Here is a 26,283-nt window from a genome sequence, read left to right as displayed (position 1 = left end):
CTGCCTGGATCAGCGGCACAGCGCCGTGTCGACGGCAGCCTCCACCCGCTGGGAGGCGGCACCCGTCGGGGTGGTGGTCACCGCGATGCCGGCGGCGCGTCCGTCCTCTGTGACGCCTCCTCGCGTCCGGTAGCCCAGGGCGGTTCCGCCGTGACCCCAGTAGACGCCGCCGCATGACAGCGGCGTGCTGGTGAGACCCAGTCCGTAGCGGACGCCGGGGCCGCGTGCCTCTGCGGGGACGGTGGTGCGCATCTGGGTGAGCTGGGCCGGTGGCAGGAGCCTGCCGTCGAGGAGTGCGGCGTAGAAGCGGTTGAGGTCGCTGTTGGTGGAGACCAGGGCACCCGCAGCCCAGGCCATGGACATGTCGATGGTGGTGTAGTCGATCAGAGGTGCGTCGTCCGTTTCCCGTTCGTAGCCCTTGGGGTGGGGCTCGTGGAGGGTCGTCTCACCGGGGGTGGGGAAGTAGGTGTGGCGCAGTCCGATGCGGTCGACGATGCGCCGGTCGATCTCCTCGCCTATCGGGCGGCCGGTGACCTTCTGGATGATCAGGCCGACGACCAGGTAGTTCGTGTTGCTGTACTCCCACTTCGCGCCCGGGGAGAAGTGGGCCTTCTGTGCGAGGGCGCCGTCAAGCAGATCGCGTGGCTCGAAGTACCGGTACCGGACGGCGGGGAAGTCCGCGAAGACGGGGGACTCCAGGTATTCGGGCAGGCCGCTGGTGTGCTGGAGGAGTTGGCGGATGGTGATGTGGCGTCCGTCGATGCCTTCGCCGCGCAGCAGGCCGGGCAGGTAGGTGTCGACGGGGGCGTCCAGGGCGAGCTTCTTCTCGGCCACGAGCTGCAGCGTGACCACGGCCGTGAAGGCCTTGGTGTTGCTGCCTGCCCGCACCTGCCCGTCCTTGGGTACCTTCGCGCCGGTCCTGAGGTCGCCGACCCCTGCGGTGTAGTGAAGCGTCCGGCCCTCGCGGTCCGTGACGCTCGCCAGCGCGGAGGGCATCTTGTCGTCAGTCACCAGGGAGTTCAGGCTTTTCTGAACGGGGTCCGGCTTGGCGGCGGAGGCCGCGGACGGGAACAGTGCGCCGGTGGTCATGACGGCCCCGGTGAGCACGGTCACGGCGAGCAAGGTCTTGCGTCGGCCGCCTCGCGAAAGAGTGGGACTGAACCTCGGCACACGTGCGTGCATGGAACAACTCCTGTCGTGACAGTGGAATGCAAGCGATGAGCGAGTCGGTACGCGCCCCGGTGACGGTGGCGGATTCCGACGCCGGCACCGGATACCGGCTCGTGCAGGCTGTGGGGCCATGCCGGACGGCCCGCCGCGCCAGGGCCTGGCGACGCTCGTGAGCACGGGCCCGCCGGGGTACCGGTCGCCGTTCCCGCGAGCGGGAGCGGCGACCGATACCGTCAAGCGCCGGTGGCGGCAGGGGCCCGCCCACCGGCCTGACCCGCCCTCATCGGGCGCCTGCGGCCGCGGTTCGGGAGCGGCGGCTTACCGGTTGGGTGAGTGAGGGTGTCAGCGGCACAGGGTCGTTTCGACGGCGGCCTGTGTGTGCTGTTCGGTGGCGCTGTCGGCCGGCATGGCGGTCAGCGCGAAGTTGACCGCACGGCCGTCCTCCGTGACACCTCCGAAGGTGGCGTATCCAGGAATGGTTCCGCCGTGGCCCCAGTAGACGCCGCCGCACGGCAACTGCGTGCTGATCAGGCCCAGTCCGTAACGGGCACCCGGGGCGCCTGTGGGGACGGTGGTGCGCATCTGGGCGAGCTGGGCCGGGGGCAGGAGCTTGCCGTCGAGGAGTGCGGTGTAGAAGCGGTTGAGGTCGCTGTTGGTGGTGATCACCGCACCCGCGGCCCAACCCCAGGACGGGTCGAGCTCGGTGACGTCGCGCCAGGGCGAGTCGGCTGTGTCCCGGTGGTAGCCCTTGGCGTGGGGCTCGCGGATGGTCATGTCTCCGGGGGTGGGGAAGTAGGTGTGGCGCAGTCCGATGCGGTCGACGATGCGCCGGTTGACCTCCTCGCCCAGCGGGCGGCCGGTGACCTTCTGGATGATCAGGCCGGCGACCAGGTAGTTCGTGTTGTTGTACTCCCACTTCGCGCCCGGGGAGAAGTGGGCCTTCTGTGCGAGGGCGGTGTCGAGGAGCTCGCGCGGCTCGTAGTACCTCTGCCGGTCCTTGAGGACCGCGCTCTTGTCCAGGTATTCGGGCAGTCCGCTGGTGTGCTGGAGGAGTTGGCGGATGGTGATGTGGCGTCCGTCGATGCCTTCGCCGCGCAGCAGGCCGGGCAGGTAGGTGTCGACGGGGGCGTCCAGGGCGAGCTTCTTCTCGGCGACGAGCTGCAGCGTGACCACGGCCGTGAAGGCCTTGGTGTTGCTGGCCGCCCGTACCTGCCCGTCCTTGGGTACCTTCGCGCCGGTCCTGAGGTCGCCGACCCCTGTGGTGTAGTGAAGCGTCCGGCCCTCGCGGTCCGTGACGCTCGCCGACGCGGAGGGTATCTGGTCGTCGACAACGAAGGTGTTGAGGCTCTTCTGAACGGTGTCCGGCTTGGCGGCGGAGGCCGCGGACGGGAACAGTGCGCCGGTCGTCATGACGGCCCCGGTGAGCACGGTCACGGCGAGCAAGGTCTTGCGTCGGCCGCCTCGCGAAAGAGCGGGACGGAAACTCGGCGATACACGTGCATGCATGGAACAACTCCTGTCGGTAGGGGAACAACGTCAGTGGGTCAGTGGGTCAGTGGGTCAGTGAGAGGTGGTCGCGGCGCATGAATGCGAACCGCGTGGCCCGAGTCGTCATCGGTTGCATGGTGGGTCCTCGGTCCCTCGGTTCCTTGATCGGTTAGAACCGATACCGAACGTAACCGCGCGAGGCGAGCGGACGGCAGCGGTCCCTCTCCCCGACCGGGGGTGTAGCGGGCTCCACCCGCCCGGTGTAGCGCGCACTTATGGCAGGGGAAGACCGTGAAGTGCCGTCTTGTTCCGTGGACTTGAAGGCAAGGGCACTCCACAGCCTGTGATCCGCGAGGTATCTGCTGGGTGGGCCCATCACCGCTCCGCCTTCGCCGGCCGGTTACGTTCTGTTGCCGCTGGTCCGCATCTCGCCGATCTTCGCCCCGGTCCAGCAGGTGTCGCTCCGGTACGACGGTCCATGCTGCACGTCGCCGTCCTGGACGTCCGGCTGTCCCGCACGGCGACGCGCCAGTCACCGCATGGGTGTAGCGGGCTACACCTCAGGTTCGGGGGACGGTCCGATGTGCCGACCGGGGGCGCGGGGAGAAGGTGAACGACGTAGGAGATCCCACCCCTGCACGTCAGGAGGGGGTGTCCGACAGTGAGCCGGAGACCCCCTCCTCACGCGTGACGCGGAAAACGGACACCCCCTCAGGAGGTGTAGTCCGCACCACTCCCGAACGGGGGGCCATCCCTGTCGTTCCGAAAAGACGCCGTTCATAGGCTCTTTTGTACGGACACAGGGCCTTCCTTCCCTCGCCTCTACGGAGAAGCAACTGATGCGCTCGCTCACTCGAACCACCCGACGACACACGGTGATCGCGGTATCGGCAGCCTGCCTGATCGTTCCCCTGGCGGCCTGCACACCGGACGACGGACCGCGACCGGCCGCCTCCGCCACCTCGAAGGACGGAGCAGCCCCGTACGCTCCGAAGAACGACGGGAAGCGCGACGGACGGCTGGACGAGAGGCTGGACCGCACCACGATCCTGGAACTCCAGGAGGAGATGAAGGGCAAGCGGCTGACGTCCAAAGAACTGACTCAGGCGTACCTGGACCGGATCCATCGCCTCAACCCCCGCCTCAATGCCGTCGTCACCGTGAACCCGGACGCACTGGACCTTGCACGCAAGAGCGACGAGCTGCGCCGCACCGGTGAAGAGCGGGGGCCACTGGAAGGCATCCCCGTTCTCATCAAGGACAACATCGACACCGCAGACCGCCAGCCCACCACCGCCGGCTCCACGGCCCTGTTGCACTCCAGGCCCGCACAGGACGCCTTCCTGGTGAAGAAACTGCGCGACGCGGGTGCAGTGATCCTGGGCAAGGCCAACATGTCGGAATGGGCCAACTTCAGGTCCCCCGAGCAGACGGCCGGATGGAGTGCCACCGGCGGCCAGACCCGTAACCCCTACGTACTCGACCGGAGCCCCTGCGGATCGTCCAGCGGCTCCGCGGTCGCCGCCGCAGCCGCCCTGGCCGCTGTGACCATCGGCTCCGAGACCGACGGCTCCATCGTGTGCCCCGCGAGCGTCACCTCCACCGTCGGCATCAAGCCCACCCTCGGCATGGTCAGCCGCAGCGGCATGATCCCTATCACCAGCCGTCACGACACCGCCGGCCCGATCGCCCGCAACACGACGGACGCCGCCCTGGCGCTCTGGGCCATCCACGGATCGGACACCGCCGACACGGCTACCTCCGACGCCGACACCGCCCTCCCCTCCGACTACCGCGAGGTGCTCGACCCGAACGCCCTGCGCGGCAAGCGCATCGGCGTGTGGCGCAAGGGACACACCGGCATCGACCCGGACGTGGACCGTACTTTCGACGCGGCTGTCCAGCGCCTACGAGCGCTCGGCGCAACCGTCGTCGAGGGCGCGGACGTGGCCGACTCCAAAGACATGATGCAGAAGGACATGCTTCCCGCCGTGCTGACCGAGTTCAAGCACGACCTCAACGCCTACCTGGCCGCCACCCCAGGCCCCCACCCCAAGAACCTCACCGAACTCATCACGTTCAACAAGCGGAACGCCACGGTCGAGATGCCGAAGTTCGGCCAGGAGCTCTTCGAGATGGCCGACAAGACCGACGGAGATGTCAACGCACCGGCCTACCGTCAGCACCGTAGTGCCGCGACCCGCCAGGCCCGTCAGGCCATCGACGGCGTTCTCGCCCACCACCGGCTCGATGCCATCGTCACTCCCACCGGAATCGCCGCTCCTACCGTCGAAGCGCTCGAACCCACCCCCTTCGAAAGCTCCACCCGCAACTCCGCAGTGGCCGGCTACCCCCACATCACCGTGCCCGCCGGCTACGCACGGGACACGCTGCCGCTGGGCGTCTCCTTCCTCGGAACGCGCTACAGCGACGCGAACCTGCTCAGCTACGCGTACGCCTTCGAGAAGGCCACCCCGGTCCGCAAGGCCCCCACCTACCTCCCCACCCTGCCCGGCCGGTCCTAGTACTACAACGGTCTTCGCTGTGAGTGCGGTCGGCGGGGGTGGTGGTGATGGCCACGGGCACGGGCACGGGCACGGACGCGGGTGCGGACGCCGTGGCGGCAGGGGATGCGCAGCGGCTGGTATCAGCGGCTCCTCGCCGGCCCGGGGCGGGGCTCGAGCCGGGTGACGGGGACGGGGTGGCTGGTCCGTCGTCGAGCCCGATACGTTCGGCGATACGCCCTTCCTGGCACCAGCGTCGCCATGCGGTACACCGCCGCAGCTCACCCGGAGCAGTCCAAGCTGCCCAAGTAGGCGCAGCAATGGGCCCGCGTGTGAGACTGGTGAGCTCCCATGTTCAGGTGTCGCGTATTCGCGGCCGAGTCCAGATGGGGACTCTAAGTTCTCAGGTGTTTCTAGAGGAGCGACTGTGGCGTTCGAGACCGAAGCCGATTTCGGAGTCGTCGAACGGGGTGAGTGGTCCTATTCGCCGGCAGTCGGCGTCGGACCGCTCCGGTTCGGTATGACCGTCGACGAAGTGGTCGAGGCGGCTGAGGTACTCGGCCGGACGAAGGTCAGCGAGTGTGCACGGGACTACGCGATCTTCTCGCCGACTTGGAAGATCGAAGTCCACCGTCGCGGAGCGGATTCTTCTCCGCCTGCTGTCACGGCCTATGTGAGCCAAGGCGTGGGGCTGTTCTGCATCGCTGCCGACGCCGTGCAGGGTCCCCAGGTCGCATTCGACGGACTTCCGCTGGTCGGGAGAGACCTGTCGGAGCTGGAAAGCGATGCAATCGCGTATGCCGAGGCGAAGGACGTGCACCTTCGCTTCACGCCCGAAGGCTACGCAGGACCGGACGACTCCGGGGTCCTCATGCGCGGGCAAGTAGTCGGGCAGATTCTCCGCTCGCGTCCGCTGTTCATGGTGACGCGCGACGGCGCGAATACCGAATGGGACTCGATGCCGTCCGACGAGTATCAAGTCAAAGGCAAGTACATGGTCTGAAGCAGTAGGACGGACAGCGATGTTCGGGAGTCTTCCCTTCGCTGGTTGACTTCGCCTTGTGATTGCGAGATTCCGCTTACGCCAGATAGAGAGCTGCCAAGCGGGGCAGTCGGCGAGCCATTTCGTGGTGGTCATCGAAAGCGAAGTTCCAGGTGGCGTCCAGCTCCGGGTAGCGGATGGTTGGTGGGCTCGCGGGGAGCTGTTCACCGGTCGCCGAGACACGCCGCTCGTCGGCGCGGACCTCGCCCTCGCGGCGGGAGCGGAGAGGAGCCTGCCCCCTGGAGCCCGACTTCGAGTACGCGGTCCTCGTGATGTCCGGCGAGGCCCACGTCGACGGCGTGCCCGTCCTGCCCGGTTCCATGCTCTACCTCGGCTGTGGCCGCACGGAACTCCCCCTCCGGGCCGTCTCGGACGCGGGCCTGATGCTCCTCGGCGACGCGCCCTTCGAGGAGGAGATCGTCATGTGGTGGAACTTCGTGGGCCGCACGGACGAGGAGATCCGCGAGGCCCGCGACCAATGGATGACGGGCGTTCGCTTCGGCGAGGTCAAGGGGTACGCAGGCGACCGCCTGGACGCCCCGATGGTCCCGCCGACCCCGCTGAAAGAGCGGGGTCGGGTGCGCTGACGGATTCGGGGGTCACCAGTCCACGGTGAGGAATCGGGAGGCGGCGAACGACTTGCCCCCGAGGCCCGCCCAGATCTTCAAGGCGCCTGTCGTGGCGTCGCGGGCGATGATGTCCGCCCGACCGTCCCCCGTGAGGTCCCCCGCCGAGGTCTGCGTGAGAGTCCAGCCCTTGGTGACATCCACGGGCCGATCGAAGTAGCCGTCGGGGTTGTGCGTCCACAGGTGCAGGAGGTTGTCGCCGTCCCGGGCGATGATGTCGGCCTGTCCGTCGCCGGTGAAGTCGGCGGCCGTGGTCTCGGTGAAGTTCCAGCCCGCGGTGACCTGACGGGGCGGGGCGAAGTGGCCGTTGTTCTGGCCGGCCCAGATCTTCAGGTTGCCCGCGGTGTCCCGGGCGATGATGTCGGCCCGCCCGTCGCCGTCGAAGTCACCTGCGGCGGTCTCGGTGTAGTTCCAGCCGGTGAGGGTGATCCAGGGGTAGGCGAAGTGGCCGTCGCCCTTGCCGATCCAGATGTTCAGGTCTCCGGCGGCGTCGCGGGCGATGATGTCGGCCCGGCCGTCGCCGGTGAAGTCGGCGGCCGTGGTCTCGGTGAACTTCCAGCCGTATGTGACGTGCTGTGCGGGCCGCAGGGTGGCGTCGCCCCGACCGAACCACACCTTCAGCGCGCCTGAACGGCTGTCGGCGGCGATGACGTCGGCGATGCGATCGCCGTCGAAGTCGGCGCTCGCCGTCTGTGTCATGTCCAGGGGCGAGCCGCCTGTTCCCGCCGCGAGAGTCTGGGCCATGCGCTCCTTGCCCGCCGCGTTGAGGTGGAGATGGTCGCCGGAGTCGTAGTCGGGGTCCAGCACGCTCGGGGCATCGGCGCTCCGGGTGGCCCGGTCGAAGTCGACGAAGTCGCCGGACTCTCTGATGTGGGCGTTGACCGTCTGCCGGACGAGGTCGTGTGCTGCGCTGTAGTGCGGGGATCCGGATCCGTAGGGCGGAAGGGTCGCGACGGTGACGCGCAGACCGCGGGACTCGGCCTGGGCCCGGACGGAGTCGATGCCCTTGATGAGGCAGTCGGCGCTGGTGCCGGCGTTGATGTCGTTGATGCCTTCGTACAGGACCACCCGACGGACGTTCGGCTGGGAGAAGACGTCGCGGTCGAGTCGATGGAGGGCACTGGGGCCCGCGGCGCTGATCAGCCCGTTGTCGCGGTGGTCGCCGAGAACTCTGTTCGCGTTCAGACCGGCATTGAGGACTCCGGGCCCGGCAGGGCCGCTGAGGGGGGTGCGGGCGTAGAAGTCGGGCCAGCGGTCTTCGGTGTCGACAGGGATTCCGGCCCCGTCGGTCTGGGAATCCCCGAGCGCGACGACGGTGCCCGGGTTGCCGCCGGTGTCGACGTCGGCTCCGGTCAGCAGGGTCCAACGCGGGAACGGCTGGGGGGTGTACGACGCTTTGCCGGTCTCGCCCGCGTGGTCCCCGCTGCCCGCCGCGCTCGCGTACGAGGTGGTCAGCGCAAGGGAATGAAGGGGCGCCGTGGTCACCACTCCGGGAAGGTACACGCTCACCAGGAGGTCCTGACGGGCGACCACGGGCAGGGGGACAGGGTCGCTGAAGGCCTCGGCTCCGGACGGCACGGTGACGCTCGAGGAGCCGTCGAAGGTGACGTTCACGGGCGTACCGGCCGCCGTGGCTTCGGTCGACCGGGTGGCCAGGGTGACCCGGCCCAGCGTGACGGGAGCCGGGGAGAAGGTGTTGCCGAAGCGGAGCCGGACCTTGCTGCCACTGGTGTGCGGGGAGATGGCCATGCGGATCGTCTGGTTCTCCCAGACGTTGGGCTGCGTGATGCCCCTGGGCGGAGCGAGGGACGCGGCCCAGCTCCCTGTCCACGCCGCCTTGCCGTCCGGGGAGTGCGAGGTGTCGCGCACGCTCATCGCGAAGATGTGCAGGGCCGGTGCGGCGGCCGGTCCGATGGCCGAGGGGCAGGTCTGGGGGAGGGCCGGCTTCGGCGCGGCGGGCAGTTTCACGGACGTGACGGTCTTGCCACGGGTGATGGGCACGGTGACCGCGTACAGATTGACGCGCTTCGAGGCGTCGTCGGTCGTGTGGGACGCCGGGACGGAGACCGCCGCGACTGCGTCGTTCACCGGACCGTTCTCCCAGTGGGGTACATCGAGCGTGTACGTGGAGGTGCTGCCGTCGCTGTAGGCGATGGTGCCGGTACCCGTGGCCGCCACCGGCAGCGTCGTGGCGGAGTCAGGCCCCGTCGTGGTGGCGGCGAGGAAGCCGAGGGCGTCGCCCTCGCCGGACAGCGCGACCTCCTGCCCGTCGGCCACGACGTTGTCGGGTTGGCCGTGGGCACCGGCCGGCAGGGCGTAGTCCGTACCGTTCACGATGACATGGGCCCCTGGAGTCCACCCCGCCGCCGCGAGACCAGTTCCGGGATAGCCGTGGTCGTGCCAGTCGAAGTTCGCGGGGGCCGAGCCGTCGGCGGCCGCGAAGGCGGTGTTGTCGAACAGCGAGCCGAGCGGTGCCGGTTCCGGTTCTACCGGTGCCGCCGGAGAGGCGACGGCAACGAGCAGCATCCCGGCGGCGCCGATCATGCCTGCTGTCCTCAGCATGGCGGGAAGGCGCGGGGGTCGGGGCACGGAGTGTCCTCATCTCCTGGGCTGGGATCCTTGTCGGCCACGAGAGCGGCGGGGTGCCGGTGGCCTTGACGCGCGGCGGTGTTCCCTCCGAGCGGGAGGAAGCGAACGGAGGGAACACCGCCGTGTCGTCCACGGGGCGGGGAGGGCGTCAGGACGCCCAGTTGGCCGCTCCGCGCAGGAGGCGGTGATCGGAGGACTGGGTGTCGAGCGGCTGGGAGTCACCGACGACGTCCTTGAAGTGACGCGTACTGAAGAACAGGTAGTCGATCTTGCAGTCGTAGTCGTCGACCGGGTTGGTGAGGTCCTTGCCCAGGCTCCGGAACGTGGATTCGCCGCCCCGGCAGGGTGTGGCGCCCGGCGCACACGCCGGGGTGTTGCCGGGGTCGGCATCGGACTGGTCGGCCTCGGTGAAGAGGCCGCGCGCGTTCCCGCCCACGGCAGGGCCGTAGTAGCCGTCAAGGAAGGGCTCGTACGGGAACCCGTTGAAGTCCCCGCCCAGGACGACCGGGGTGCCGGCCCGCTCCCAGGCCTCCACCTGCCAGCGGAGGTCGGCGGCTTCGGCGTCCCGCAGAGCGGTGTCGGACCAGTACAGGTGGACGCTGCAGGCCCAGCTCTGCCGGTTCTGGAGAGTACTCTTCACGCAGGGCACGCGGATCGGCTCGGACTCCGGACCCTGCGTCAGCTCCAGCGTCTTCGTCTGGACGATGGTGCCCTTGACGAAGACGGCCACGCCGTACGGGTCACCGCCGCACGCGTCGGCGCGTCCGGTGAGGGCTGCGGCGAAGCGGCCGTTGAACCCCAGCGGCGCGAGCTTTCCACTGAGCTCGGTGTACTGGTCCTGGCACACCTCCTGAAGGAAGATCTGGTCGGCCTTCCACTTGGTGGAGTTGGCCTCCTCGACGATGACGGCGATGCGGTGCGCGTTGTTGTATCCGGTGACGGTGTTGGGGCCGGTCTTCTCCTTGCACATGTTGCCGCACATGTTGTAGCTGACGAATCGCAGGGCCTGGGCGGTGTCGTCGGGAACGGTGTCCGCGGCGGCGGGGGAGGCGATGCTGGTGAGCAGGAGCGCCGCCGCGGATCCGAGGGCCGCGGCGAGGGCTTTGAGACTTCTCAACGGAGTGTCCTTCGGGCTGGTGTGCTTGCTGATGGCTCAGGCCGGTGCGCAGGGCGAACGGGCACTACGGGGCAACGCCCGTGGGTGTGCCGACGGCCGCGCCGCAGCGGAGCCCGTGGCAGGGGAGAGAGGGGGGAGGTACCAGCCGTGCGGGACCGGTACGCATCCGTGCGGGAGGACCGAGGTGCGCTCAGGCGAGCTGGCGGATGGTCTTCCAGGTGAGACCACCGAGCGGGATGGCGGTCTGGGCGTTGAGCTGGCCGTCGCCCTTGCCGATGTAGGAGTGCAGGCTGCCGTCCTCCCAGATCGCCATGAGGTCCGCGTGGCCGTCGCCGTTGTAGTCGCCGCCGACCATCTGCCGGACGGTTCCCCAGGTGGCGAGGCCGGTCGAGACCGGGACCTGGGTGCTGATCGTGCCGTTGTTGTGGCCCTGGTAGTAGTGCAGGGTGCTGTCGGTCCACACCGCCATCAGGTCGGCCACCCCGTCGCCGTCGTAGTCGGCGGCGGTGAGCTGGTTGAGGGTGCCCCAGGTGGTGCCGCCCAGGGCGATCGGGGTCTGCGCGTCGACCGTGCCGTCGCCCCTGCCGCGGTAGTAGTGCAGGGTGCCGTCCTCCCAGATCGCCATGAGGTCCGCGATGCCGTCACCGGTGAGGTCCCCGGCAGTGATCTGCTTGATGGTTCCCCAGGTCGTGCCGCCGAGTTCGATCCGGACGTGGTCGCTGATGGTGCCGTCGCCCTTGCCGCGGTAGTAGTGCAGGGTGCCGTCCTGCCAGATCGCCATCAGGTCCGCGATGCCGTCGTTCGTGAAGTCGCCCTTCACCAGGTGCTTGATGGTCATCCAGGACTGGCCGCCCACCAGGGGGATCTGAGCGTTGATCAGACCGCCCTCGCCGTCGCCGGGGTAGGCGTGCAGCGAGCCGTCCGTCCATACGGCCGTCAGATCGGCGACACCGTCGCGGGTGAGGTCGTCCTGGGAGCGGACGAGGGTCTCGTTCTTCACCTCGGTCCGGAACTCGGTCATCTGGGTGTAGACGCCGTAGCCGATCGAGTTCTTGCAGCCGGGGTTGAAGGACGCGATGCCGGCGAGCGCGCCGCCCACGACGAGAGGACCGCCTTCGTCGCCGCCGCAGAAGGTCGCAAGCGCGTCGGTGTCGCCCGCGCACACGGCTGTCGTGGTGTCGAGGGAGACGTTGTTCGCCGCGTACTGGTTCGCGCACGTCGTGTCGTCGACCATGGGCACCCGGGCGCTTTGCAGGTAGAGGCTCCCGTCGACGTCACCGCTGTGCGTGGCGCCCCAGCCGTAGATGGTGCCCAGTGTCCCGGGGGCGTAGACGGCGGTGCCGCTCGCGATGGGCAGCGGGGTGATGTTCAGCGGCTTGTGGAGACTCAGGAGGGCCAAGTCGTTGACATAGGAGGTGTCGCCGATGTTCTTGTATGCCGGCTGCTTCCACTTCTTGGTGACGAACCGCTCCTCGCCCGCGTCCTGAGTGAGGTTGGTGCGACCTGAGATGATCTTCAGGTCGCCGGCCGTCCTGGGTGCGACGCAGTGTTCCGCGGTCGCGACATGACTCGGGCTGACCAGGACGCCGCCGCAGCGGAACGCGTACCCGGTGCCGACCTTCTCGTAGACCGCGACCATCCAAGGGGCCTGTGCGATGTCCGTGTACGTTCCGCCGACGATGTACGGCGTGGCGGTGGGGCCGTCGTCGGCAGTCGCCGGGCCCGCTGTCGCGGTCGCTCCGATCACCGCGAGAAGGGTGCCGGTAAGACCTGAAATGAGTCGGCGCCCTGTTATGCGGCGCGCATTCGTACCCATGTGATGCTCCAGCTTGAAAAGCCAGGCGAAAGCGGTGCCACGCGGGGAAGAGTGAGCGCACCAAATTGCGCGACGCCTGAATCGAGTCGGGCATCGCGAAAAGGAACGAAAGTGATCCCCCCCGACTCCTGTGGGCCCCCCAGCTTGGCAGAGTCGATTGATCCGCTTCACCGTAGGAGCAGGTAAAGGGAGTGTCAACCTACTTCTTGGCGGGCCGTCAGACGTCTCATGGCTCACGTTATGTCGACCTCATTCTGGTTTGACCCTCGTTCGTCAGTGAGGGAGTGCCGAGGGTGGGAAGCGGTTTCCGCTGGAGGTGACACATTTTCCGGTGAGGGCTTCGCGATTACGCGATCCGCTGGTATATCTCTTGCCTTCCTGCGTCTGGAACAGGCGCATGGGGGGATTGAGAGAAAAAGTGAGAAACGCAAGTCTGCGCCCCGGAATACGAATCTGCGGGCGCGCAGTCCAACGTCGCCTCAAGGTGGTCGCCGGGGCGACGGTGCTCGCCGTCGCCCTGGCGCTGACGCCCGCGGACACGCTCCGGTCGCAGCCGGTGGGCGACGCACGTGCTGTCGGAGGTTCGACGGAGGAGATCGCCGGCGGACGGGCCCCGAAGCCACTGCCCGCGCCCAAGGCGATGCCCACCTCACCGAAGAGCGCCGCTCCCGTCTGGCCCGAGACCCGGACCAGGACGGTCACCCCGCGCCGCGGTCAGAAGACCACCGCGGCCGAGCCGGTGACGGTGACTCCGGTCGACGGTGCCGCCACCGGACAGGTGCGGATCAGCACGCTCGACCACACCACCGCCCGCCGACTCGGCGCGGGCGGCATCGCGTTCACTCTCGCTCCCGATACCTCGGCAGCCCACGGTGCCTCGGGAGCCGACGGCACTCTGAAAGCCGAGGGCACCGCGAAAGCGGAAGGCACCCCGAAGGCCGACGGCGCCCCGAAGGCCGACGCCGCCCAGCGGGCCGCCGACCGGCAGTGGGTCCATGTGAACTACAGCGGCGTCAAGAGCGCCGCCGGAGCGAACTTCGCCGACCGCGTCCGCCTCGTGCGCTATCCCGGATGCGTCCTGACCCGGCCGAGGGACGCCAAGTGCGCCAAGGCCGAACCCGTGGCCACCCGCAACGACCGGCGCACCGGGGAACTGATCGCCGACATCGGCCTCAGCTCCAGGACCTCCACCGCCGTCGCCGGGTCCGGTGGGGCCTCGGCCTCGACCGTCGAGCCGGCGGTCTACGCCCTCTCCGCCGGAACGTCAGGTGACACCGGCTCCTTCAAAGCCTCCGCGTTTCCCTCCTCGGGTTCCTGGCAGGCCGGTGGAAACACCGGAAACTTCTCGTACTCCTACCCGTTCACGCTCCCCGACGTGCCCGGCGGCTCCGACCCCGCGCTCGGCCTGTCGTACTCCTCCCAGGCCGTCGACGGCCGCACCTCCGCCAGCAACAACCAGGCCTCCGTGATCGGCACCGGCTGGGAGATCGGCCAGAGCTACATCGAGCGCCGGTACCAGTCCTGCAGCGAACAGGGCGAGCCCACCTGGGGTGACCTGTGCTGGGCCACTGACAACGCCACCATCTCGCTGAACGGCGTCTCCGGCGAACTCGTCAGGGTCGACAAGACCAACTGGCGGCTCAAGAGCGACCAGGGCTGGAAGATCGAGCGCTGGAACGACGAGGCCAACGGCGACGACAACGGCGAATACTGGGTCGTCTCCACCGCCGAGGGCACCCGCTACTACTTCGGCCTCGCCGCGCAGCCCACCACGGGCGCGGCCACCCATTCCACCTGGACGGTCCCGGTCTACGGCAAGAAGGCGGGCAGCCCCTGCGAGGGCACGTTCTGCAACCAGGCCTGGCGCTGGAACCTCGCCCTGGTGAAGGACCGCCACGACACCGAGGCGACGTACTTCTACGGCAAGGACACCAACCGCTACCACCAGCAGGGCGGCACCGCCGCCACCGTCCCCTACGACCGCGGCGGCTACCTCAAGTCGATCGCCTACGGGCACCGGCCGGGTGCCGAAGCCACCAACGCCCCGGGACGCGTCGCCTTCACCTACGCCTACCGTTGCACGGCGCTGAACGACACCTGTGCGGCCCCCACCACGACCAGCACCGCCGCCACGTACCCGGACGTGCCCGTCGACCTGATCTGCACGGCGACGTCGTGCCCGGACAAGTTCCAGCCCGCGTTCTTCGACACGCGCTTCCTCACCCGAGTCGAGGCCCAGGTCGCCGACCGCGACCCCGCCAAGGCCCACCGCACGGTCGACGCGTACACCTTCGTCCACCAGTTCCCGGCCACCGGAGAGACCAACTTCGATCCCAGCCTGTGGCTGTCGAAGGTGACGCGAACCGGCTACGCCGACAACGGCGCCACGCTGGCACTGCGCCCGATGGACTTCAACGGAACCCTCCTGCCCAACCGGGTCGACCCGCCCGCCGGCACCCCGAAGATGAACTCGTGGCGGATCGGCACCGTCACCAACGAACTCGGTGGCCGCACGCGCGTGACCTACGGCCTCGATGCCAACGGCGACGGCCAGGCCTCCGAGGGCTGTACTCCCACCACCCTGCCGACCGACGAGTCGACCAACACCCGCCTCTGCTACAAGGTCCACTACGTGCCCGACGGCGGTACGGAGACCACGGGCTGGTTCCACAAGTACCTGACCCTCAAGGTCACCGCACAGGACGGCGCCAACCTCAGCCCCGAGAAGCCCGTCACCTACCAGTACCTCGGTGGCGGCGCCTGGCACTGGAGCGACGACGACCTCACTCCGGTCGCGAAGCAGTCCTGGTCCGGCTGGCGCGGCTACCCCGAAGTCGTCGTCAAGGCCGGCGCCGGAGGCTCCGCAGCCGTCGCCCGCACCCGCTACCACCGCGGTATGAACGGTGACCGCACGGCGACGGGCGGAACCAGGACGGTCAAGGTCGCGGCGGACTCCTTCGCCGACCTCTATCCGGCGGAGGACCTCACCGACTACGAGTACCTCGCCGGTCAGGTGCGTACCACCGAGGAGCTCACCGGCGACGGTGCCACCGTCCTGAAGGCCACGAAGACGCAGCACTGGTACAAGCGACTCGTCGACGGCCCCGGAGACCACGACGCGTACTTCGTCCGCCCGGGGGCCACCACCAGCAAGGGCCGAACCGCAGCGGGCGGGTACCGCGTCACCCGGAACACCACCGCGTACAACGGCACCTGGGGCATGCCCGAGCAGGTTGTCGACGAAGGCGATCTGGCCGTGCCCACCGACTCCAAGTGCACGGTGACCAGCTTCGCCGTCAACAACGCCAGTCCCAAGTTCCTCCTGATCACCCCGTACCGCGTCGAACTCCGGGACGCCGCAGGCGCCACCTGCGGCACCACCCCCCACTCGCGCAGCGACAGCTACTACGACAAGAAGCACGCGCCCACGGACCTGGGAACGCCCGCCACCCAGGGAGACGTGACCCGCGTCGACATCTGGTTCAACCGCGAGACCTCGTCCCGCGCCTACACCACGTACGACGAGTACGGGCGCGGCCTGGACGCCGTCGACCCCGAGGGCAACACCACCAGCACCCACTACAGCCCGCCCACCGGGAACCCCGAACAGGTCAGCGTCACGAACGCCAAGCAACACAGGACCGACACGTACCTGGATCCGCTCCGCGGGAACCCGGTCAAGGTCGTCGACACCAACGGCGCCACCACGACCACCTCCTACGACGCCCTCGGCCGGGTCACCGAGGCACGCCTCCCCGGCGACCCCACCGCCGCCGAGTACGCGCCCACCTACGCGTTCGAGTACCAGATGGCGGCCAACACAGCCTCCCGCGTCACCACCCGGCAGCTCCTCGGCCTCAAGACGAAGGACGGCTCCATCCAGCCGTACTTCGCCACCTCCTACGCCTATCTGGACACCCTGGGGAACACCGTCGAGACCCAGACGCCCTCCCCGCTCGGCGGACGGATCGTCACCACGGGCACCGTCGACGACCAGGGCCGCGGCATCACCTCCTCAGGCCCGCTCTACGTGACGGGAGCGGCAGGCAGCGGACTCGCCTCGCCGCCCGCCGCGCAGTGGCCCTCCGAGACCCGCACCACGTACAACTCCCTGGGGCAGGCCACGGAGAGCGCCCTCTACTCCAAGGGCGTCTTCCAGTGGAAGACCACCACGGCGTCCGCCGCCGACCAGATGACCGTCACCCCGCCGATCGGCGGCACCACCACCACGTACGTCAACGGTCTGGGACAGACCACCAAGACGGTCGCTCAGGTGGCCTCCGGCAAGACCTCCACCACCACGTTCGCGTACGACATCCGTGGCGAGATGGTCTCGAAGAAGGACGAGAACCTCGACGTCACCTCGACCTATGCATACGACTGGCAGGGACGTGTCCTCGAGACCGACGACCCGGACCGCGGCCGGCAGTGGTTCGGCTACGACCTCGCGGGCCGGCTGAAGTCCAGCACGGACGCCGAACTGCGCGAGACCGTCTACACCTACGACGAACTCGGCCGCCCCGTCGACATCCACCGCGTCAGCGGCGGCTCCGAGACGCCCGTCGCCACGTTCACCTACGACACACTGGTCCGTGGTGTGGGCAAGCCGGTCGCGTCCACCCGCTTCCAGAACGGACGCGCGTACACGACCAGGATCCTGGGGTACGACGAGCACGGACGCCCCACCGGCAAAGAGACGGTCATCCCCGCCGAGGAAGGCGCTCTCGCCGGCACCTACTCCTACTCCTACGAGTACGCGAGCGGCGGCGCACCGACCTCGGTCGTCTACCCGGCCGCGGGAGGGCTCCCCGAGGAGCGCGTCAACACCCGCTACGACGACCTCGGCTTCGTCACCGGAGTCGGCAGCACCCTCGCCGACTACACCTCGGCACTCTCCTACGACGGTCTCGGCCGACTCGTCACCCGCACCGCCGGCACCGGCGACCACCGTGTGGACCGGGGCTACATCTACGACGAGGTGACCGGCCGCCTGACCAACATGAACGCCGCTTCCTACGGCAACCTCGTCCAGGACGTCAACTACCGTTACGACCAGGTCGGCAACGTCCTCGCCGTCAACGACGGCCTCACCGCCCAGCAGCAGTGCTACACGTACGACCTCGGTCATCGCATGACCCGGGCCTGGACCCAGATGTGGTCCAACGGTGGTGCCGGCTGCACGGCCGCCGGGACATGGGGCCCCGCGCCCTACGACGAGCAGTACACCTACGACGAGTCCGGCCGGATCCTGAGCACCGTCAAGGACGGCGTCAGCACGGCGCACTCGTACGGCCCCACGGGCGACACCGCCGCCCATTCGCACGCACCCGTCAAGGTCGGCGGCGCGACGTACCTCTACAACAAGACCGGGCAGCTCACCAGCCGCACGACCGACGGCAAGACGGACAACTTCACCTGGGAGTTCGAGCAGCTCACCAAGATCGCCACGGCCGACGGCAAGGAAACCTCCTTCGTCTACGGCTCCGACGGACAGCGCCTCATCCGTAAGGAACCCACGGGTTCGACGCTGTACCTCGACGGCATGGAGGTCACCACCTCCAGCACCGGCACGAAGGCCACCCGCTACTACGACGGCGGCGTCGTCCGCACCAGTACGGGCGCGGGCGCCGACACCACGAGCGTCCTGGTCAGCGACGCCCAGGGCACCGCGTCGGTCGCCGTCGACCAGTCCACCGGGGCCGTGACGCGCCAGCGCTACACCCCCTTCGGTGCACCCCGCGGCGGTGACGACCAGCTCGAGGGGACCACCGACCGGGACTTCCTGGGCCGACCCAGGGACGATTCGACCGGCCTCATCGCCACCGGGGCCCGCTACTACGACCCCGCCGTCGCCAGTTTCATCTCGGTCGACCCGGCCCTCGACCAGACCGGCGACGCCTACGGCTACGGCAACAACAACCCCGCGACGTTCGCAGACCCGACGGGCCTGGCCCCCGACGACTGCAGCTTCATCGGCGTCAGCTGCAAGCCCACGGGCAACGGCGGGTTCGACGTCACCTACAACGAGGAGTACTACACCAAGCGCGGGCACGAGACCCCGGCGGACAAGAAGGCACGGGAGGCTCGCAACCTCAAGGAGGCCGCCGAGAAGCAGGTGGAGGTGATCAAGAAGGAGATCATCAACATCATCGGCGACCTCATCGGCTACAACGACGCCCGCGACTGCTTCACCAAGGGCGATGTGTGGGCCTGCATCAACACGGCCCTCAACTTCGTTCCCTGGGGCAAGCTCTTCAAGATAGCCAAGGCCGGCTACAAGGCCTGGAAGGCATGGGGCCGTCTGTCCGAGGCCTATGGCGACATTCGAGCGGCCAAGAAGGCCCTCGCGGCGGCGGACGAAGCGGTGGCGGCCGAACGCCAGGCGGCGAAGCTGGCCGACGACGCGGCCGAGGCGAAGGCTTCCGACGACGCCCTGGAAGGCATCACCTGCAAGAGGGACAACAGCTTCACTCCGGGAACACCGGTCCTGATGGCCGATGGTACGACCAAACCCATCGAGGACGTCGCCAACGGCGACGAGGTACTGGCCACCGACCCCGAAACCGACACCACGAAGTCGGAAGAGGTCACCCACACCATCGCCCGCTCGGGCGAGAAGCACCTGGTCGAGCTGACCGTGGACCTGGACGGCGCCCGCGGCACCGATACAGGCAAGATCACCGCGACGCACAACCACCCCTTCTGGGTCGCCGACACGAAGCGCTGGACCAACGCCACCGACCTGAAGCCAGGCGACACCCTGCGCACGTCGGCCGGCACGTACGTCCAGATCACGGCGGTAGAACGCCACACTCAGCAGGCCAAGGTCCACAACCTCACGGTCAACAACCTCCACACGTACTATGTGCTCGCAGGCGCTACTCCGGTCCTGGTTCACAATTGCGACACGGCCTACCGCGGAATGGAGATGGCCGAGGACGGTCTCCCGGCAATGGGGGCTTCCGCAAAGAAGCTCGGTGTACGTGTCGAGGGGAATGCCGACGTTCACCCGTCAGTAAGTGGGACGGTCTCTCCCGGGGAGGGTATGTCCGGCGCGATCAGTCCTCAAGGATTGCCGGTTCACCGTCGCCCTGTGCCATTCGGTGGAACGGGTAAGAACATGGAAATGTTTTCCATTAGGACACGCGACCTACCGGAGGGGCTCACTGCCGTTCGGGATGGGAAGACACACGTGACGATCGGTCCTGCTTACGAGATGCCTCTAGAGCAGTTTGAGGGTCTACTGGCTTCGACGCGCCACCTTTGGAGTCGAGTTGAGCCGTAACGAAGAGGAGGCCGCGTGAGTGCAATGGTCCTTTCTGAAGCCATGGCGGACTGGGTCGAGTGGGATCAGGCCGCATACCTGCTTGGTGTGAGTGTGGGCGCGCTGACGGCTGACGTCCCTTTCTCGAAGAGCAAGAGGATCTTCTGGGAAGACAGTGCAGCTGGGCGAGGTCTTCACGCAGCCCTCCTGGCTTTGGTGGATGCGGGCCTGCTGGAGTCGCGAAACGATGACGAGGAGTTCAGGTGGGCGGCGACCAAGTTTCTCAATCAGTTTGACTGAGCTGTTGACGGGAACGCCCTCAAGGCAGATTGGGTTACCGCAAAAGCCTTGATGGTCAACTAGTCGAGTGAAGAGAAGAATTGCCGGGGAGTGGGCGGATGCACTTCCCGGCAATGTTCACTGCGCGGCAGGTGGAGGGGTTGACGGCATCGTTTTCCGGGATGGGTGCTGGAGACGGTCAGGACGTAGCCGGTCCGGCGCCGTTCCAGGGAGGCCCACGGGTGTGGGTTGTCGCCGCAGACCTCGACTCCCGTGACCCGGCGTGCGGGTGCTCCCGCGCCCAGGGCCCGCTCGATCATGCGGGTGGCGAGTTGCGTCAAGGGTGGCGTTCGGCCACCTCACTGTCGCCGCCCGTGGTGGCAACAACGGTGCCGACATCGGGACGACGAAGCGTGAGTACCACAGGAGGAGCGAGCGGTGGGAGCACCTGCCTCAGCGGGTCCCCAGGAACTGAATCGTGAGTTCGAGAAAGTCATCCGGGTCGCCGTTCTGCGGAGCCTCGACCAGAGCCAGGCCACCCTTGCCCGACTCGAAGCAGAACCGGTTCCCGGCCTCCAGGGTTGCGATGTCGATCATGCCGACGAAGCGAGTGACTGACTTGCACGTCGCAAGAGTGCCCGGTTCTTCGGGCTTCAGCGCGACAATCCGCGATCCGCTGATCGCCCAGAGCTCGTCATAGTCTCGGTAGAAGTCCAGAGTCCTCACGTAGCGCTCGACGGTCGGGGCGGGTCCTCGCAGACGGAACCCGTAGTCCGTCGACAAGGTGATCGCGGTGCCGTTGACTGCGGGAGGAGACGAGGAAGGTGCCGGCAGGCTGCTGCTCGTCACGGGGGTCGGCGTCGTCGCTGCGACGGTCGGGGTAGGCGTGGGGGTCACGGTGACGTACACCGTATTCGGGCGCGCCGTGGGCGACTTGACGAGCGCGGGCAGGCCGAGGAAACCCAGCGCCACACCGGCTACCGCTGCGACGGCAGAGATCAGAGCCGCCCACTCGCCTAACCGCCCGTTCGACCGCCGAGAGCTGTCCGACGCTTCACCTGCCGACGTCCCGGGCGGATCCTGCGGCGGTACCGCCCTTCCCGAGCTGTTGCCACTGTCCTGCGGGCTGCTGGTCATGCGTCTCGGCCTCCGCTGATGGGTGCGTCACGTCGTCGCGCAAGAAGAGTCATACAGCCCGACGAACGGAGGACCTCAACGGTTTCACCATTTCGTGACGCTCTGGCCTGACCTACGCCGCCCGCCGCCACCGGCGGCGCTGCGCCGGCGCTGCCGTGGCGACGTCGTCCTCGGACTTCAGCATGGCGCGGGCGGCAGCGACGGGCCTGGCCATGTGCTGGCTGTACTCGCCTCGCGCCGAGCTTGCCTGCATGTGGACGAAGACTTCGTTCGATTGCCGAGTGGTCGTCAACAGAAGAGTGTCCTCATCAGACAAGCCCGGTACAGCGGCAACCGCATGCGAGCGGTCGCTATGGTCCGCGCCGGGGACGAGCTGCTCCAACGCGTGCCCGGCACGCAGAAGCGGGCCCAACTCCCGACTCGGAGAGATCGGCCCGAGCGTAACGAGACACCGCATCCGCCTCTTGGGCAACGCTCGTCGGGGCGATGAGTTCCACCTCGGCCCTTCGCAGACTCACGTCGCGTCTGGCCGCGTTGGCCTGGTCGGGAATTTTTCGTCCGCTACCCGAAATTCACGATCACTGATCCGGATCACCTCGCGAGCAGCCTGAATGAACTCGGCCACCTTGACCTGCCTCCCCCCCCCCACAGGGGCGGCCGCCCGCTGAGCCTCGGCCGCGATCGTCGCCGCCTCGCGGGCTGCAAGTACCGATTCCAGAGAAGAACGTCGTAGTGGTACCAAGCGGCGGGCAGATAGATCCTTCGGGTGCCCATTCCGGTGAAGGGGGCACGGAACTCGGGGTGTTCACCGGTCCGGTGCGGCCTCCGGGCGCGTGTACGTCCGGCCCTTCCACGCCGCGCCCCGGCCGCGGTAGTGCCGGACCGCCGAGTCGACCGTCATCAGGAGGTAGAGGAACGCGGTGAACGGCAGCAGCGGGGCGAGCCACAGCGGCTGCCGGTAGTAGCGGAGCATCGGCACGTACGTCCCCGCCATCACCGCCCACGCGGCGCCCCCGGCCCACGCCGCCGCCGCGTCCCCGCTCCAGGCGCCCGCCGCCAGGGCCACCGGCGGCACCAGATAGACGAGCGCGAGACCCGCCACCGTCCCCACGAGGAGCAGCGGGTTGTGCCGCAGCTGCGCGTACGCGCTCCGCGCGATCATCCGCCACAGCTCGCCGAGACCCGGATACGGGCGGACGCTGTCGACCCGCTCCGCGAGCCCCAGCCAGATCCGCCCCCCGGCCCGCCGCACCGCCCGCGCCAGCGACACGTCGTCGATCACCGCCTGCCGGATCGCCTCCGGCACGTCCGCCGCCACCGCCGTCTCCGTCCGCAGCAGCACGCAGCCGCCCGCGGCGGCCGTCGCCAGGGGCCGCGGCCGGTTGATCCAGCGGAAGGGATACAGCTGGGCGAAGAAGTAGACGAACGCCGGGACGACCAGACGCTCCCAGAAGCTCGCCACCCGGAGCCGGGCCATCTGCGACACCAGGTCCAGGTCGTCGTCCACGGCCGCCGCCACCAGCCGCCGGAGGCTGTCCGGCTCGTGCGCGATGTCCGCGTCCGTCAGGAGCAGGAACTCGGGTCCCCGCGCGCGTGCCAGCGCCATGCCGTGCCGCAGCGCCCACAGCTTCCCCGTCCAGCCCGGCTCCGGTTCTCCCGGCGACACCACGGTCAGGGGCAGCCCGCCGTACCGCCCGGACAGCTCCACGGCGAGCTTCCCCGTGCCGTCCGTACTCCCGTCGTCGACGAGGAAGACCTCCGCGGTCCCCGGATAGTCCTGTACGAGCAGCGAGGGCAGGCTCAGCGGCAGGACCTCCGCCTCGTCCCGCGCCGGCACGACGACCGCGACCCGCGGCCACGCGCCCGGCGTCGAGTGCCGCACCGGCGGCAGCCGCTGGTCCGTGCGCCAGAAGAAGCCCTGGCCGAGGAGGAGCCAGAGCCAGGCGGCCAGGGAGACGACCGAGAACCAGGCGAGGGTGCTCATTCGCGGCAGTCTGCCCCAGATCGCGGGGGATGAACGGCTCATCGGCTAGGGTGACCGGGTGAAGATCGCGCTCATGGACTCCGGAATCGGCCTCCTCCCGGCGGCGGCCGCGGTGCGGCGCCTCCGGCCGGACGCGGATCTCCTCCTCTCCAACGACCCCGACGGCATGCCGTGGGGTCCGCGCACCCCCGAGGACCTCACGGGGCGCGCCCTCGACGTCGCCCTCGCCGCCGCCGGGCAGCGCCCGCAGGCGCTCATCGTGGCCTGCAACACCGCCACCGTGCACGCCCTGCCCGCCCTGCGCGCCGCCCTCGAACCGGACGTCCCCGTCATCGGCACCGTGCCCGCGATCAAGCCCGCCGCCGCGGCCGGCGGCAAGGTCGCCATCTGGGCCACCCCCGCCACGACCGGCAGCGCCTACCAGCGCGGACTCATCCGCGACTTCGCTACCGGCGCCGAGATCACCGAGGTGCCCTGCCCGGGGCTCGCCGACGCCGTGGAGCACGCCGACCGGGACGCCGTGGACGCCGCCGTCGCCGCGGCGGCCGCCCTCACCCCGCCCGACGTCCGCGCCGTCGTCCTCGGCTGCACCCACTACGAACTCGTCGAGGAACGGATCCTCGCCGCCCTGGAGGCCCGCCGCCGGCCGGGGCTGCCGCCGATCGTCTTCCACGGCTCCGCCGAGGCCGTCGCCGCGCAGGCCCTGCGCCGGATCGGCGCCGAACCCGCGCCCGACGCGGACCCCACCGGCACCCTCTCGGTCCTGCTCAGCGGCCGCCCGGGGCAGCTCCCCGCCACCGCCCTGGGGTACGCAGAGGGCCGCGCCCTCGCGGCCGCGGTCGCCGCGCACTGACCTCCCCCGGCATGCCCGTCACCGACCGTGACCGGGCGACCGCGCTCCGGCGCGCTCCCGTGCCGGATCCTGGGTACTCTCCCTCTATGAGGGAGTCTTCCCGGAACCAGGCCCCGCGCGCCGACGAGCCGTCATCCGCCGTCTGGACCGGCCGCGCCACCAACCGCTTCCAGTGGGTCGCGGCCGTCGCCGGAGCGGCCTGCATGGCCCTGGGCATCACCCTCGCCGTGGAGTCCCCGTGGACCTCCGGCACCGCCGCCCTCCTCATGGCGGTGATCGGCTGCGTCGCGGCCGGACTGCTCGTCCTCTTCGGCACCCTCGCCTTCGTCCACGTCGCCGTGCGGGTCGACGACCGCGCCATGGAGGTCCGCTGCGGCCACATGGGCGTGCCGCGCCGCCGCATCCCGCTCGCCCAGGTCGTCGGCGCCGACTTCGCGCCCAGCGTCACCCCGCGCCAGTGGGGCGGCTGGGGCTACCGCTGGCGGCCCGAGAAGGGCACGGCCGTGATCGTCCGGCGGGGCGAGGGCCTGGTCCTGCGCCTCGGTGACGGCCTCACCTTCACGGTGACCGTCGACGACGCCGAATCCGCGGTCCGCGTCATCCGCGACCGCCTCCACCGCCCGGCCCCACCGGTGCCACCCGCCCCGACCGGCGTCTGACCGGGCGGGGTCCGCCGGCCCCGTACGACCGACCCGAGCACGCGAGGCACGCCCGCACACCGCCTGCGGCCGCCCGGGGCCGGGCCGCACCTGCCTCCTCGTCCACAGGGGCGACACGTAGACTCCCCAAGGTGAGCGCCACCATCACCCCCGTCGACGCGCCCGGACCCGACACCGCACCCACGCCGGTCTCCCGGCTGAGGCGGTTCGTACGGCCAGGGGCGGCTCTGCTGTCCGGGTTCCTGCTCTACCTGAGCTTCCCGCCGCGCCCCCTGTGGTGGCTCGCGCTGCCCGCCTTCGCGCTGCTCGGCTGGACCCTGCGGGGCCGCCGGCTCCGCGCCGGTTTCGGCCTGGGCTACCTCGCCGGACTCGGCTTCCTGCTTCCGTTGCTCGTGTGGACCGGCGAGGAGGTCGGCGCCGGTCCGTGGCTCGCGCTCGCCGCCGTCGAGGCCCTCTTCGTCGCCGCCGCAGGGCTCGGCATCGCGGCCGTCTCGCGTCTCCCCTGGTGGCCGTTCTTCGCCGCCGGGGTGTGGATCCTCGGGGAAGGGGCACGCGCGCGCGTGCCCTTCGGCGGCTTCCCCTGGGGCAAGGTCGCCTTCGGGCAGGCGGACGGCTTCTTCCTGCCGCTCGCCGCCGTCGGCGGCACCCCGGTCCTCGGTTTCGCCGTCGCCCTGTGCGGCTTCGGCCTGTACGAGGCGGTCCGCCAGGTCCGCGCCCACCGGGCCGCCGGCACCGTCCCGCGCGGTCCGCTCGCCGCCGCGGCGCTCGCGGTCCTCGTCCCGGTCACCGGCGCCGTCGCCGCGCTGCCCCTCGTCGACGACTCCGCCGAGGACGGCACCGCCACCGTCGCCGCCGTCCAGGGCAACGTGCCGCGCCTCGGCCTCGACTTCAACGCGCAGCGCCGGGCCGTCCTCGACAACCACGTGGCCCGCACCCGCGAGCTGGCCCAAGCCGTCAAGGAGGGCCGCGAGCCGCAGCCCGACTTCGTGCTCTGGCCGGAGAACTCCTCGGACATCGACCCCTTCGCGAACCCCGACGCGGCCGACGTCATCGACGGCGCCGTCAAGGCGATCGGCGTCCCCACCGTGATCGGCGCCGTCGTCACCCCCGAGACCGGCAAGCTCCGCAACACCCTCATCCAGTGGGACCCCGAGGGCGGCCCCGTCGCGACGTACGACAAGCGGCACGTCCAGCCGTTCGGCGAGTACATCCCGATGCGTTCCTTCGTACGGATCTTCAACAGCAACGTCGACCGCGTGAGCCGCGACTTCGGCGCTGGCAGGAAGATCGGCGTCTTCGACCTCGCGGGCACCAAGGTCGGCCTCGCCACCTGCTACGAGGCGGCCTTCGACTGGGCCGTGCGCGACACCGTCACCCACGGCGCCCAGCTGATCTCCGTCCCCAGCAACAACGCCACCTTCGGCCGCAGCGAGATGACCTACCAGCAGCTCGCGATGAGCCGGGTGCGCGCGGTCGAGCACAGCCGGGCCGTCGTCGTGCCCGTCACCAGCGGGGTCAGCGCGATCATCCGCCCCGACGGCGAGATCGTCGCGCAGACGAAGATGTTCACCCCGGACGTCCTCGTCGAGAAGGTGCCGCTGCGCTCCTCGCAGACCCCGGCGACCCGCCTGGGCACCCTGCCCGAGGCCCTGCTCGCGGTGCTCGCGGCGGCCGGTCTCGGCTGGTCCGCCGCCCGTGCGGTGCGCGCCCGCCGGACTCCGACGGCCTGAGGAGGCCCCGAGCGGCCCCCGGCCC

At 69.4% G+C, this 26,283-nt stretch carries 14 protein-coding genes and 1 pseudogene; 8 read left to right on the top strand and 7 right to left on the bottom strand.

The window, feature by feature from the left end:
• Positions 1–9 precede the first annotated feature (9 nt).
• Entirely contained in the window at positions 10–1,182 is a 1,173-nt protein-coding gene (locus ACN9MM_RS05635) for a serine hydrolase domain-containing protein (protein ID WP_426362598.1), read from the bottom strand.
• A 330-nt stretch (positions 1,183–1,512) separates the two neighbouring features.
• Positions 1,513–2,613 (bottom strand): serine hydrolase domain-containing protein, encoded by a 1,101-nt coding sequence (locus ACN9MM_RS05630; RefSeq protein ID WP_426362597.1) that lies wholly within the window; start codon positions 2,611–2,613, stop codon positions 1,513–1,515.
• 884 nt (positions 2,614–3,497) lie between these two features.
• On the opposite strand from ACN9MM_RS05630, the gene ACN9MM_RS05625 reads away from it, so the two are divergent.
• The 3 genes and pseudogenes from ACN9MM_RS05625 to ACN9MM_RS05615 all read left to right on the top strand — a co-directional run.
• Entirely contained in the window at positions 3,498–5,183 is a 1,686-nt protein-coding gene (locus tag ACN9MM_RS05625) for an amidase (RefSeq protein ID WP_426362596.1), read from the top strand.
• Positions 5,184–5,589: 406 nt separating this feature from the next.
• On the top strand, positions 5,590–6,165 hold the full coding sequence (locus tag ACN9MM_RS05620; RefSeq protein ID WP_426362595.1) for a hypothetical protein: 576 nt from the start codon (positions 5,590–5,592) through the stop codon (positions 6,163–6,165).
• Between the two features lie 214 nt (positions 6,166–6,379).
• Positions 6,380–6,791, top strand: a pseudogene (locus ACN9MM_RS05615) (pirin-like C-terminal cupin domain-containing protein); the annotation flags it as partial.
• 12 nt (positions 6,792–6,803) lie between these two features.
• Here ACN9MM_RS05615 and ACN9MM_RS05610 read toward each other — a convergent pair.
• The 3 genes from ACN9MM_RS05610 to ACN9MM_RS05600 form a co-directional block, all read right to left on the bottom strand.
• The gene (locus ACN9MM_RS05610) at positions 6,804–9,392 is read right to left on the bottom strand and encodes an FG-GAP-like repeat-containing protein (protein WP_426362594.1); all 2,589 of its coding nucleotides are present in this window, start codon (positions 9,390–9,392) and stop codon (positions 6,804–6,806) included.
• A gap of 175 nt (positions 9,393–9,567) precedes the next feature.
• On the bottom strand, positions 9,568–10,536 hold the full coding sequence (locus ACN9MM_RS05605) for an endonuclease/exonuclease/phosphatase family protein (protein WP_426362593.1): 969 nt from the start codon (positions 10,534–10,536) through the stop codon (positions 9,568–9,570).
• A gap of 190 nt (positions 10,537–10,726) precedes the next feature.
• The gene (locus ACN9MM_RS05600; protein ID WP_426362592.1) at positions 10,727–12,283 is read right to left on the bottom strand and encodes a trypsin-like serine protease; all 1,557 of its coding nucleotides are present in this window, start codon (positions 12,281–12,283) and stop codon (positions 10,727–10,729) included.
• A gap of 553 nt (positions 12,284–12,836) precedes the next feature.
• Between ACN9MM_RS05600 and ACN9MM_RS05595 the strand changes: the two genes are divergently transcribed.
• Both ACN9MM_RS05595 and ACN9MM_RS05590 read left to right on the top strand, forming a co-directional pair.
• A complete protein-coding gene (locus ACN9MM_RS05595; RefSeq protein WP_426362591.1) occupies positions 12,837–19,637 on the top strand; it encodes a polymorphic toxin-type HINT domain-containing protein in 6,801 nt (2,266 codons plus the stop codon).
• A gap of 15 nt (positions 19,638–19,652) precedes the next feature.
• A complete protein-coding gene (locus ACN9MM_RS05590; protein ID WP_426362590.1) occupies positions 19,653–19,916 on the top strand; it encodes a hypothetical protein in 264 nt (87 codons plus the stop codon).
• A gap of 432 nt (positions 19,917–20,348) precedes the next feature.
• Here the strand turns inward: ACN9MM_RS05590 and ACN9MM_RS05585 are convergent, their stop codons facing one another.
• The gene (locus tag ACN9MM_RS05585; protein WP_426362589.1) at positions 20,349–21,032 is read right to left on the bottom strand and encodes a hypothetical protein; all 684 of its coding nucleotides are present in this window, start codon (positions 21,030–21,032) and stop codon (positions 20,349–20,351) included.
• An 805-nt stretch (positions 21,033–21,837) separates the two neighbouring features.
• Positions 21,838–23,016 carry a glycosyltransferase gene (locus ACN9MM_RS05580; RefSeq protein ID WP_426362588.1) on the bottom strand — a complete coding sequence of 393 codons (1,179 nt, stop codon included), beginning with the start codon at positions 23,014–23,016 and terminating at the stop codon, positions 21,838–21,840.
• Positions 23,017–23,074: 58 nt separating this feature from the next.
• On the opposite strand from ACN9MM_RS05580, the gene ACN9MM_RS05575 reads away from it, so the two are divergent.
• From ACN9MM_RS05575 to lnt, 3 genes are all read left to right on the top strand, one after another.
• Positions 23,075–23,869, top strand: coding sequence for a glutamate racemase (locus ACN9MM_RS05575; protein WP_426362587.1), 795 nt, complete (start codon positions 23,075–23,077; stop codon positions 23,867–23,869).
• An 86-nt stretch (positions 23,870–23,955) separates the two neighbouring features.
• Positions 23,956–24,528, top strand: a complete 573-nt coding sequence (locus ACN9MM_RS05570; RefSeq protein ID WP_426362586.1) for a hypothetical protein — start codon at positions 23,956–23,958, stop codon at positions 24,526–24,528.
• 131 nt (positions 24,529–24,659) lie between these two features.
• The gene (lnt, locus tag ACN9MM_RS05565; RefSeq protein ID WP_426362585.1) at positions 24,660–26,258 is read left to right on the top strand and encodes an apolipoprotein N-acyltransferase; all 1,599 of its coding nucleotides are present in this window, start codon (positions 24,660–24,662) and stop codon (positions 26,256–26,258) included.
• Positions 26,259–26,283: the final 25 nt, after the last annotated feature.

Origin of the sequence: Streptomyces sp. E-08 (assembly GCF_049913095.1) — a bacterium.
Taxonomy (GTDB): Bacteria; Actinomycetota; Actinomycetes; order Streptomycetales; family Streptomycetaceae; genus Streptomyces.
The sequence above is the reverse complement of the archived record's forward strand: the minus strand, read 5'-3'. Positions and strand labels throughout refer to the sequence as shown.